The organism is thiotrophic endosymbiont of Bathymodiolus puteoserpentis (Logatchev), from assembly GCF_900127505.1.
In the GTDB taxonomy this organism is placed as follows: Bacteria; Pseudomonadota; Gammaproteobacteria; order PS1; family Pseudothioglobaceae; genus Thiodubiliella.
The window spans coordinates 14,547-25,337 of sequence record NZ_UEXF01000052.1 but is presented as its reverse complement, the minus strand read 5'-3'; the positions used below and the strand labels follow the sequence as shown (position 1 = coordinate 25,337).

Annotated in this window: 15 protein-coding genes and 1 pseudogene; 7 read left to right on the top strand and 9 right to left on the bottom strand. The window is 38.4% G+C overall.

Features of this window, described 5'->3' with window-relative positions; genetic code table 11:
- The 3 genes and pseudogenes from BHECKSOX2_RS06735 to BHECKSOX2_RS06725 all read right to left on the bottom strand — a co-directional run.
- The coding region (locus tag BHECKSOX2_RS06735; RefSeq protein WP_180323630.1) for a transposase at positions 1 to 245 on the bottom strand (245 nt) is incomplete at its 3' end.
- Positions 246 to 328: 83 nt separating this feature from the next.
- Positions 329 to 744, bottom strand: a pseudogene (locus BHECKSOX2_RS06730) (IS1595 family transposase); the annotation flags it as partial.
- A 151-nt stretch (positions 745 to 895) separates the two neighbouring features.
- A complete protein-coding gene (locus BHECKSOX2_RS06725) occupies positions 896 to 1,210 on the bottom strand; it encodes a DUF6172 family protein (protein WP_139682980.1) in 315 nt (104 codons plus the stop codon).
- 75 nt (positions 1,211 to 1,285) lie between these two features.
- On the opposite strand from BHECKSOX2_RS06725, the gene BHECKSOX2_RS06720 reads away from it, so the two are divergent.
- From BHECKSOX2_RS06720 to BHECKSOX2_RS06705, 4 genes are read left to right on the top strand one after another with little or no spacing between them, the layout of a single operon-like run.
- Complete coding sequence (locus BHECKSOX2_RS06720) at positions 1,286 to 2,395, top strand: aminotransferase class I/II-fold pyridoxal phosphate-dependent enzyme (RefSeq protein WP_139682979.1); 1,110 nt, start codon at positions 1,286 to 1,288, stop codon at positions 2,393 to 2,395.
- Positions 2,382 to 3,089 carry an alpha/beta fold hydrolase gene (locus tag BHECKSOX2_RS06715; protein WP_139682978.1) on the top strand — a complete coding sequence of 236 codons (708 nt, stop codon included), beginning with the start codon at positions 2,382 to 2,384 and terminating at the stop codon, positions 3,087 to 3,089. The genes BHECKSOX2_RS06720 and BHECKSOX2_RS06715 overlap by 14 nt, the downstream gene beginning before the upstream one ends.
- Before the next feature lie 25 nt (positions 3,090 to 3,114).
- Positions 3,115 to 3,603: a 5-(carboxyamino)imidazole ribonucleotide mutase gene (purE, locus tag BHECKSOX2_RS06710; protein ID WP_090716166.1), complete on the top strand. Its 489-nt coding sequence runs from the start codon at positions 3,115 to 3,117 to the stop codon at positions 3,601 to 3,603.
- Positions 3,604 to 4,686, top strand: coding sequence for a 5-(carboxyamino)imidazole ribonucleotide synthase (locus tag BHECKSOX2_RS06705; protein ID WP_139682977.1), 1,083 nt, complete (start codon positions 3,604 to 3,606; stop codon positions 4,684 to 4,686).
- On the opposite strand, the gene BHECKSOX2_RS06700 is transcribed toward BHECKSOX2_RS06705, so the two are convergent.
- The 6 genes from BHECKSOX2_RS06700 to BHECKSOX2_RS06675 are packed head-to-tail and all read right to left on the bottom strand — an operon-like array spanning position 4,683 to position 8,176.
- Positions 4,683 to 5,057: a glutaredoxin family protein gene (locus tag BHECKSOX2_RS06700; RefSeq protein ID WP_090716171.1), complete on the bottom strand. Its 375-nt coding sequence runs from the start codon at positions 5,055 to 5,057 to the stop codon at positions 4,683 to 4,685. The two genes, BHECKSOX2_RS06705 and BHECKSOX2_RS06700, sit on opposite strands and share 4 nt — an antisense overlap.
- A complete protein-coding gene (gene folD / locus BHECKSOX2_RS06695; RefSeq protein ID WP_139682976.1) occupies positions 5,054 to 5,890 on the bottom strand; it encodes a bifunctional methylenetetrahydrofolate dehydrogenase/methenyltetrahydrofolate cyclohydrolase FolD in 837 nt (278 codons plus the stop codon). The genes BHECKSOX2_RS06700 and folD overlap by 4 nt, the downstream gene beginning before the upstream one ends.
- Positions 5,887 to 6,621, bottom strand: coding sequence for a 3-deoxy-manno-octulosonate cytidylyltransferase (kdsB, locus tag BHECKSOX2_RS06690; RefSeq protein WP_139682975.1), 735 nt, complete (start codon positions 6,619 to 6,621; stop codon positions 5,887 to 5,889). Before kdsB ends, folD begins: the two co-directional genes overlap by 4 nt.
- The gene (locus BHECKSOX2_RS06685) at positions 6,621 to 6,782 is read right to left on the bottom strand and encodes a Trm112 family protein (RefSeq protein WP_139682974.1); all 162 of its coding nucleotides are present in this window, start codon (positions 6,780 to 6,782) and stop codon (positions 6,621 to 6,623) included. The genes kdsB and BHECKSOX2_RS06685 overlap by 1 nt, the downstream gene beginning before the upstream one ends.
- Positions 6,779 to 7,729, bottom strand: a complete 951-nt coding sequence (gene lpxK / locus BHECKSOX2_RS06680) for a tetraacyldisaccharide 4'-kinase (protein ID WP_245391345.1) — start codon at positions 7,727 to 7,729, stop codon at positions 6,779 to 6,781. The genes BHECKSOX2_RS06685 and lpxK overlap by 4 nt, the downstream gene beginning before the upstream one ends.
- 21 nt (positions 7,730 to 7,750) lie before the next feature.
- Positions 7,751 to 8,176 (bottom strand): phosphate-starvation-inducible protein PsiE, encoded by a 426-nt coding sequence (locus BHECKSOX2_RS06675; RefSeq protein ID WP_139682973.1) that lies wholly within the window; start codon positions 8,174 to 8,176, stop codon positions 7,751 to 7,753.
- A gap of 55 nt (positions 8,177 to 8,231) precedes the next feature.
- On the opposite strand from BHECKSOX2_RS06675, the gene BHECKSOX2_RS06670 reads away from it, so the two are divergent.
- The 3 genes from BHECKSOX2_RS06670 to BHECKSOX2_RS06660 are packed head-to-tail and all read left to right on the top strand — an operon-like array spanning position 8,232 to position 10,667.
- Entirely contained in the window at positions 8,232 to 9,467 is a 1,236-nt protein-coding gene (locus BHECKSOX2_RS06670; RefSeq protein ID WP_139682972.1) for a lipoprotein-releasing ABC transporter permease subunit, read from the top strand.
- The gene (locus tag BHECKSOX2_RS06665; protein ID WP_139682971.1) at positions 9,460 to 10,131 is read left to right on the top strand and encodes an ABC transporter ATP-binding protein; all 672 of its coding nucleotides are present in this window, start codon (positions 9,460 to 9,462) and stop codon (positions 10,129 to 10,131) included. Before BHECKSOX2_RS06670 ends, BHECKSOX2_RS06665 begins: the two co-directional genes overlap by 8 nt.
- A complete protein-coding gene (locus BHECKSOX2_RS06660; protein ID WP_139682970.1) occupies positions 10,128 to 10,667 on the top strand; it encodes a hypothetical protein in 540 nt (179 codons plus the stop codon). The genes BHECKSOX2_RS06665 and BHECKSOX2_RS06660 overlap by 4 nt, the downstream gene beginning before the upstream one ends.
- The last annotated feature ends 124 nt before the right edge of the window (positions 10,668 to 10,791 follow it).

Genomic DNA, 10,791 nt, shown 5'->3' with positions numbered 1-10,791 from the left:
AAAACAACACGCTCATCAGAGAGGTTTTCTAGTTGTTTAAGCAAAAGCAAACCTACCATCAGCCTGATGGGTTTTGAGGGTCTGCCATTGTTTTGAGAGTAATGTTGCTCAAAGGCATCATCAAAGACTGTCCAATTAATAGTGTTGGCTAGTTGTATTAAAGGGTCTTTGACATCTAATTGAGAAAAGAGCTCTGAATGAAAAAGATTTGATTGGGTGGATATTGGGCTGGATTTAGTTAACATTTTTTTAAGCAAAACGACCAAGAAATAAGAGGTATTTTAACAAAAGTTGGTTGATTTGTCTAGGGTTATTGTTGGTTTTATTGTTATAAATCAATTTGTTGTGTGGTTTTTAAGGGTTGACTAAATATATTTCTATTCATTCCTGTAAATTTCACCAGCCTTGTTTTAGTATAACCCCAAAAGATTCTATCCCGTTAATATGAGAATTGCCTGCTAGCAAACTCACTCTTACCATGATACACCCTAAAATGTTTTTATATAACCAAAATCTACTAAACCATTATACCCTCGCCATCCATCAGAATGAATAGCACTATTGATGCTTGTTTTCCCTTTATAACGCTTTGTAGAGTTGCTACAGAGCAGTTATCTACAATCTCAATATAAACCTTGTCACCTCGCTTTAACAATCCAAAAACAATAGTTTTTCTTTAGTGCCACGACCGCGTTTACCACTAACTCTGCGAGCGCCAAAGTAACACTCATCAACTTCAATCTGTGATAATTCAAAATTTCTTAACTAGTCAAGACCCACAAAATATACCTTGTCGCTTATTACCTCTTAGGCAATGTGATGGAGTAGTTAGGTATAACAATTCTTGCTAGTCTTGCTATTAATGTTTGCGCCCCCTTATCTTAGAAAACTTAATCTAAAAAGTTTTCTGCCTTTTTTCTTCTTCAGGTTTTTTAATTCGTACACTAGGTTTGGACAGAACTTCTAAGAAAAAAGAATCCAAACCCTCTGCATCAGCCTCTGAAATTACTTTGTTAATTTCAGAAACATGAATGACACTGCAAGAATCCTCGTTAGCACCATAGCGACAATCAAAATCCCAAAAATCCACATTGTCAGGTAATTTTTTATTACGCTCGCGTTTAATGTATTTTTTAAGTTCGTATTTAATGGCTTCAACCACTCTGGGTCTTTGTTTTTTAGGATGTGAAAAGCTGAATGTTTTTTTCATGCTGTCTCTAGATAATATGTAAGAGGTGAATTATATTGTATTATCAAGTTGCCTTACAAGCTATAAAATAGATTCATGGATTTTTCAAAAAAATTATCAAGCCTTAAACAGAGCCATCTTTATCGCTCAAGAAAAATATCTGAAAATACACAAAATACGCAGATGATTATCAATGGAAAATCATTGATAAATTTTTGCTCAAATGATTATCTATCGCTTGCCAGTCATCCACAAGTTAAAGAGGCGTTCAAACAAGGAGTGGATAAATTCGGCGTTGGTGCTGGTGCATCGCATTTGATTAGCGGACACACGCCAGCACATCAGGCGTTAGAGGAGGCATTGGCTGATTATACGGGGCAGGAAAAAGCACTGTTGTTTTCAACCGGTTATACGGCAAATATTGGGGTGTTTTCTGCACTTAAAGATGAGCTTGACTGGGTATTACAGGACAAGCTTAACCACGCCTCGCTGATTGACGCCAATCATTTGATTGGTTTGCCACTTCAGCGCTATTTACACAATGATATTATTGCGCTTGAAAAAAAAATAGCAAAACAATCAGGGCAAGGATTAATTGCCACTGACACAGTATTTAGCATGGATGGTGATCGGGCTGATATTAAAGGTATTGAAAAAACTGTGAAAAAATCTAGTGCGCTTTTAATGCAGGATGATGCACATGGATTTGGTGTGTTTGCGCCAATCATTCCAAAAAATTCGATTTACATGGCAACACTAGGCAAGGCTGCAGGCACAATGGGGGCGTTTGTGGCTGGTGATGAAGATTTGATTGATTTTTTAATCCAAAAATCACGCCCTTATATTTACACCACCGCGACTGCACCTGCTTTGTGTGTTGCCACACTAAAAAGCTTAGAACTGATTAAACAGGGTGAGCAAAACGCTAAATTATTAGCCAATATTCGTTATTTTAAAAAACTTTCTAAAGTCTTAAACTTACCCATGAAAAATTCTAATAGTGCCATTCAGCCATTCATTGTGGGCAGTAGCGAAAAGGCAATTCACCTTTCAAAAGAATTACTAAATGCAGGCTTTTATGTTGGTGCCATCCGCCCACCAACTGTGCCGAAAGATACGGCGCGTTTAAGAATAACACTAAGTGCCAACCATACACAAAACCAAATTAAACAACTACTCACCCAACTTAAATATGCTATACAGTAACACGCAAGGTATTGGGGTTGATTTGGTGTTGCTTCATGGCTGGGGGTTTAATTCCGAATTGTTTAACAGCTTGATTGATGACTATAAAAACCAATACCGCATCACCCTTATTGATTTGCCCGGGCATGGTAGAAGTGCCAATGTTGATGGTGGGCTTAATGAATGGTGTGATGAAATTATTAAAATCTTGCCTGATAATCCAATATTATTAGGCTGGTCATTGGGTGGGTTGTTGGCAATAAATATTGCTAAAAAAATCAAAATCTCTCAACTTATCTTGCTTGCCTCTACACCTAAATTTATCAAGGATAGTGACTGGAATTATGGCATTGATGCGGATAATTTTGAACAATTCTCGAACACTTTACAACTCAATTTATCCAAAGGTTTAAAGCGTTTTATTAGCTTGCAAACTGACAATAAGGCACAACTCAAATCACTTAATCGCTCTATTGATGCATTACCTGCAAGCCCTAATGCACTGAGTCAAGGCTTGGATATTTTATTAAAGTCTGACCTACGCAAGCCATTAAAACAATTGACAATACCCGTGCAAGTCATCTTGGGCAAGCGAGATACCTTAGTACCTGTTGATATTGTTAAATGGTATAAAGCACAGAATATATCGCTCACCCTACTTAATACTGGGCATTTGCCTTTTTTACACCCAGACTTTGAATTAAGTATAATTTAAACATACAAAAATTTTGGAGAAATCAATGGATGCTCTTGTTGGTGTTATTATGGGGTCAAAATCTGATTGGCCAACCATGAAAAATGCAGTAGAAATGTTGGAGGAATTTGGCATCCCACATGAAGTACAAGTGGTATCAGCACATCGCACACCTGATTTAATGTTTGAATACGCCAACACTGCCAGTCAACGCGGACTAAAGGTTATCATTGCAGGTGCAGGGGGTGCAGCGCACTTACCTGGTATGGTAGCAAGTAAAACCATCGTACCCGTCTTAGGTGTTCCTATTCAATCACGCGCACTTAGCGGACAAGATTCACTATTATCTATCGCACAAATGCCAGGTGGTATTCCAGTTGGTACATTGGCAATTGGCGAGGCAGGTGCAAAAAATGCTGGTATCTTAGCAGCGCAAATTATTGCTAATGAAGACAATACCCTCAGAGAAAAAGTTGTTGCTTTCAGAGTCAAACAAACACAGGATGTTCTCAACAATCCCAACCCTACCCTCTAAATGAAAGTCGGTGTTTTAGGCGCGGGTCAATTAGGTAGAATGCTTGCTATTGCTGGTTATTCGCTTGGTCATCAATTTGGTTTTTCGGGAAATTCTCATCATGAGCCTTCATCGCTATTAGGCCAACTATTTATTAATGATAATGCATCTTTGGTTGATTTTGCTGATGTCATTACCTTTGAAAGTGAAAATACGGATGTAGAATCTGTCAAAAAAATAGCCAAAACAGTTGCAGTTCATCCTAGCACAAAATCTCTATTCACCACGCAACATCGTGGTCGTGAAAAAGCCTTATTTAATCAACTCAATATCCCTTGTGCGCCTTACAAAATGGTGAATTCTGAAGAAGATTTAAAACAAGCAGTTGAAATAATTGGGCTACCCGCCATCTTAAAAACTGCCACTGAGGGCTATGATGGCAAAGGTCAATTTTTGATACGCGATACTGCTCAAATTACCCAAGCTTGGAATAGTATGAAGGCGAAAGAATCTATTCTTGAGGGCTTTGTTAATTTCAAACGAGAGCTTTCATTAATTGCAGTGCGTGATACTGATAACAATCACAAATATTATCCCTTGGTTGAAAATACACATCATGATGGCATCCTACGATTAACCATTGCACCTGCTCAATCTATTGACCCTGAAGTGCAGAAAACGGCGCAACACTATATGCAAACTTTGCTTGATGAAATGAACCATGTCGGTGTTTTAACCATTGAACTCTTTGAAACAGAAACTGGACTAGTGGCAAATGAAATGGCGCCTCGCGTGCATAATTCTGGACATTGGAGCATTGACGGTGCCAACACTTCACAATTTGAAAACCATGTGCGTGCTATTACTGGTATGCCATTAGGTGATACCACGCCAACCCATCCATTGTGTGCAATGATTAATATTATTGGTGAGATTGGTGAGATTGATACCGTGCTTAAGCTGCCAAATACGCATTTGCATTTATATGACAAAGAAGAGCGCGCCGATAGAAAATTAGGGCATATCAATATTACAGCTCACTCTCAAATTGAACTTAACACAACTATTAAGCAATTACAAAGTTTCTTACCTAGACAATCTTAGCCAAAACGCTTTTCTAAATAAGCAATAATCTGAGAAGTTTCAAGCATCCACTCAACTTTATCACCCTTAGTAATTTTTAAACAAGGCACTTGGGTCTTTCCCGTTTCTTTGAGTAATTCTGCCCTGTAAACACCCTGTCTATTTTGTGCATCTCTGGTAACAATGTTAAGATTTAAGCGTCTAATCACCCTTCTGCTCTTGATGCAAAATGGACAACCAAAAAATTGATACAGTTCGATATTGGCTGTTTGTTCGTCCACTTCTTGCTGTTCGGATTCACCGCGCTTAACTTTGCTCACTGGAATTAGCCAACTAATAAAGGCGATAATTGCGCCCAGTCCATTTCGAAAGCCTTTTAATAATAATTTCATTTTTCCTCCCTTGCCCTATAGGCGATTAATGTATTTTCTAATAATGTGGCAATGGTCATCGGTCCAACACCGCCAGGCACTGGTGTAATACAGCTAGCAACTTCCTTGGCAGACTCAAAATCCACATCACCAATCAAAGAGCCGCCGTCTAATCTATTAATACCAACATCAATCACAACAGCACCTTGCTTAATCCATTCACCTTGAATCATTTTCGGAATGCCAACAGCTACCACAATAATATCAGCTTGTTTTAATTTTCTGGGTAAATCTTGAGTTTTACTATTACAAATCGTGACTGTAGCACGCGCGTTTAAAAACTCCATTGCCATAGGTCGTCCAACAATGTTTGAGCTACCCACCACTACACAATTTTTACCTACTAAATCAACACCTATTGTTGCCAATAGGGTCATCACCCCTTTGGGTGTGCAAGGGCGTAAAAAGGGTTTATTTTGCATTAGTTTTCCGATGTTCTCGCTATGAAAACCATCCACATCTTTTGTAGGATCAATGGACTCAATCACTTGGTTAGCATCCAAATGTTTTGGCAATGGTAATTGCACCAAAATACCATCAACTCTATCATCATTATTTAAACGCTCAACTTCTGCTAACAATTCAGCCTGAGTAATATCGCTAGATTTGTTAATTTTTTCAGCATAAAAACCCGCTTCCTTACAAGCATCGCCCTTGTTGCGCACATACACGCTAGATGCTGGGTCATCGCCCACCAAAATCACTGCCAAGCCTGGCTTACGACCAAGTAACGCTACCTGAGTCGCAATATCTGCTCTTAAATCTTGTGCGATTTTCCTGCCATCAATGATCACTGTAACACCTTCCTTACTTTTTCTAAATCCTGAGCAGTATCCACACCAAAACCTGTTGGGGCACAAGCAAGTGCAACATGTATATCAAACCCTTCATTAAGCACAGTAAGTTGTTCTAATTTCTCGACTTGTTCATAGTCTGAGTTACTCATGGTCAAATACTGCTTGATAAAACCTGAGCGATAAGCATAAATGCCAATATGCTTAAAGCACAGCGCTGTATTAAAATCTGCCTCATCTCGAAAAGCAGGAATAGGTGAGCGTGAAAAATACAGCGCCTTGCCAAATTTATCAAACACCACTTTCACACAATTTGGGTCTAAATATTGTGCCTTGTCTGTCACATTTTCACATAATGTTGCCATTTGCATCTTAGAATTGGCCAAATTGTTTGCCACTTGTTTGATCGCTTGCTCGTCTAACATTGGCTCATCACCCTGCACATTAACAATGATTTGTTCATCATCAATACTCAGTGTTTCCAATACTTCTGCAATACGAGCAGTGCCTGATGTGTGAGCCTCACTGGTCATACAGGTTGTTGCGCCAAAACCGTTGGCAACTTTCTCAATGCGTTTATCATCTGTGGCAATAATCACATTAGATGCACCGCTTTTTTGGGCATTTTCATAGGTGTATTGAATGAGTGGCTTGCCGTGAATATCTCTTAGTAATTTAGCACTCAAACGAGTTGATGCATAGCGTGCAGGAATAATAACAGAAAAATCCATTAATTTATTTTTCTTGCTTCTTCGACCAATAACACTGGGATATCGTCAATAATTGGGTAAGCCAGTCCACTCTCTTCACAAATCAACTCATCGCCCACTTGCTTGAGTGGTGCTTTGCTTTGTGGGCAAACTAATAATTTTAATAGGGATTCATCCATCATAATTTAGCATCTAGTTTTGTCAAAAAATCATCGCTCAAATCAACCTCAGAATGCAAATACCACATCTGCTTCGTTGCGAATTGCCTACATTTTACACAATCCTTAGCACTCATAATAATTGGATAATCCTTGGTGAAACTCAAATCTTTTTCAGTAAAGGCATAATGGTCAGAAAATGCGTGAGGTTCAACCAAGATACCAAGCTCAGATAGTGTATCAAAAAAGCGCTGCGGATGAGCAATACCCGCCACGGCGTAACAGGCTATCTTTTCAAAAAAATCAAGTGATTGAGCCACACCTGTAGATAAATTAATAAATGATTTTGGCGTTAGTTTTGAGGTGTATTCGCCTGTATGCTGTGCACCATTGTTAATGACAAAATCGACGCTTTTTAATCTTGCGACTGACTCTCTAAGCGGCCCAGCAGGCAGAAAGAAACCATTGCCAAAACGACGCTCACCATCTACAACTGCAACCTCAACTCTGCGCCCCATGGCGTAATGTTGCAAACCATCATCACTAATAACAATATCTAGCTTATATTGAGTGATTAAATCTCTCACTGCTTGTGCACGATTTTTATTCACCATTACCCATACATCAGATTGAGTGGCAATCAGTAAAGGCTCATCACCAGATAAACTGGCTAAGGTGTTTTTATCAACCAATAAACTGCCTTTAGTATGTGTACCGCCATAACCGCGTGAAACCACCCCGACCTTTTTACCTTGCTGCTTAAAATGCTTAACTAAGGCCATAACAATGGGGGTCTTGCCACTACCACCAACGGTAATATTACCTACCACCACCACAGGCGCATCAAAATGATATGTGGATAGCAGACCGATACGATACAAGATTTTTCTCACAAACGATAATAGATAAAAAACCACTGAGACTGGCAATAACAAATAATTAACCGTACTGCGAATATTTAAATCCATCATTACTAAAGCACCTTTGTATGCTTAATAATTACCATTAGATTGATATTTCTTCTCGGTAAATTTCAACACCCCTGCTGCAATTGATAACACCAAAATAGAAACTACCATAATAAGCAAGTTAAACTTATCATGCTCCACCAAAGATTTCATATCAATCACTAAAAAACGCGTAATGGCTGTAATGGCAATAAATATCAAAAAAATAACTGGCATTTTATGGGTTTTAAAATAAATACCGGTCATTGCCCCTAACTCTAAATAGATAAATAAAAGCAAAATATCCTTAAGCGAGGCAAAGTTAGATTCTTGAGCCATAATCAGCAAATACTCACTAACTGCTGACCATGCAATGGTTACACCGACCACAAACAAACCAACAATATGAAAAATTTCAATCATTAGGTTGCCCAATTGGTCAATTTTATCTTTAATCGTTATATTTGACATACACCCCTTCTTTCTTTTACTTTTAAGGTGCTAATTATGACAAAATATTAGCCTTATGAGTATCGAATTTAAAATTTCTAACCAATATTTACGCTCCAATCGAAAGAAAGGCTTTGTTTCTTTCATTTCTGGCGTCTCTATCGTTGGATTGGTGCTTAGCGTTATAACATTAATTACCGTGCTATCCGTCATGAATGGCTTTCATAAAGAACTGCGCGATAGAGTACTAGGTGCTATTTCACACGCTTACATTACAGGATACGGCGATACAATTGAGGATTGGCAAGCATTACAAGCAAAAATTAACAAACACCCAAATGTCGTTAGTACCTCACCTTATATACAAAAATACGCACTTATCAATACCTCGTTTGGCTCACAAGGCATCAGCATTAGAGGCATTCAACCTAAGTTAGAGAAAAAGACCTCTGTTTTACTGGATAAAATAAAATCTGGCAATGCAGAATTAAACAAGTCTAGCATCTTAATTGGCTCAGGTTTGGCAACAAAATTAAGTGTAATGGTTGGCAGTAAAGTTACTTTATTAACACCACAACTATCCGCTAATATTATGGGAGTGCAACCGAGATTTAAGCGTTTTACAGTTAGCGGTATTTTTGATGCGGGTATTGGTGAATATGACAATAATTTAGCCTTTATTGAGCTACATCAAGCACAGTTGTTATATGCGATGAAAGACAAAGTATCGGGCATCCGACTCAAAGTTGATGATTTATTTAATGCCAAAAAAATTACCAACGAAGCGGTCAATGATCTAGATTCTGGACAATATTACGGTGTTGATTGGACACAGCAGAAAGCTAATTTCATCAAGGCGCTTAATCTTGAAAAACAAATGATTGGCATTATATTGTCACTGATTATTGCTGTGGCTACCTTTAATATTGTCTCAATGATGGTAATGGTGGTTACTGATAAAAAAGCCGATATTGCCATTCTCAGAACCATCGGCATGACACCAAAACGCATTGTCAAACTATTCTTTTATCAAGGCGTTACCATAGGTATTATCGGCATTGTTATAGGCACAATATTAGGGGTTATGCTTGCGCTTAACATTGAATCTGTGATTGGTGTGATTGAGTCAATATTAGGTTTTCAATTCTTCCCTAAAGATGTCTTTTATATCAGCCGTTTCCCTTCTGAGATTCACTTAGATGATGTGATTATGGTTGCAGTTGGGGCTTTTGTCCTAGTCGTGCTTGCCTCCATTTACCCTGCAAAACGCGCAGGAAAGTTGCAGATCTCAAAGGTACTTAACCATGAATAAGATTATCGAATGTCAAAATTTGGGTTATGCTTATAATGACGGTGAGATTAAAACGCCAGTATTAAATGCACTAAATTTAGAAATTAACCCTGCAGAGTCATTAGCGATTATCGGACAATCTGGCTGTGGCAAATCCACCTTGCTAAATTTATTAGGTGGCATGGACCAGCCCACTACTGGAAAAGTTATGATCAACAACGCTGATTTATCACAACTCAGCGAAGAGGCAATTACCAACCTTCGTGCACAACATTTAGGGTTTATTTATCAATTTCATCATCTATTAAAAGATTTTAGTGCCTTAGATAATGTAGCAATGCCACTACTCATTCGTGGTGATGCCACGCATTTAGCACTTGAAAAATCTAGCAAACTACTCTCAGATATCGGTCTGCAAAACCGACTCAATCATCGACCCGCAGAACTCTCTGGTGGTCAGCGTCAACGAGTGGCAATTGCGCGTGCTTTGATTAACAACCCAAGTTGTCTATTGGCGGATGAGCCCACAGGCAACTTAGATGCAAAAAATGCACAGGAAGTTTTGGGCTTAATGATGGAGCTCAATCAACAGCAAAAATCAGCTTTAATTCTGGTGACACATGATATGAATATTGCAAAAAAAATGGATCAATTCTTAACCTTAGAAAATGGAACCTTGGTATGAACATACATCAAATGCAAATGTCTTATTTAACCCAAGAAGACCGACTTATTCTCAGCATTAACAGCCAAGACAAGGAAGAATTCCGCCTGTTTTTAACCCGTCGAATTATCATCTCATTTTGGGATATTCTTAACCGTACTATCACCCATTCTTTATCTACCCACACTACCCCCGATGATCTATTGACAATACCCGAATCGCAACAACAGCAAATGGAGCAAAAAATACAACATCGGCACATCATTGAAAAAGACGACTATGAAACCCCCTTTAACAATGGCAATAAATTTCCGATGGGCGAGATACCCATTTTGGTAGAAAAAATCACCGTCAATGTCTACGAAAACACCAAGATTGTCCTTATATTTGAGAGTAATCAAAGTCAGAATATCAGCCTAAACCTAACCCCCCAACTACTATACAACCTATCCGATCTACTCATAAAAGTGATGCCAAGCACCGACTGGAATATAAATCTAGTAGGGGAAAACAACATCCTCGCCTCTGAAAATCAAGACAAGTCTTTGTTACACTAGGAGGCTGTTACTTATGCGAATAATAACTAATTTAGATAATAAAACATGGAAAAACCAAGAGACCCTGAAAGATATTCAACAACAGATGCAATCACAACATGCCCAAAATACAGAAAAGTATCAA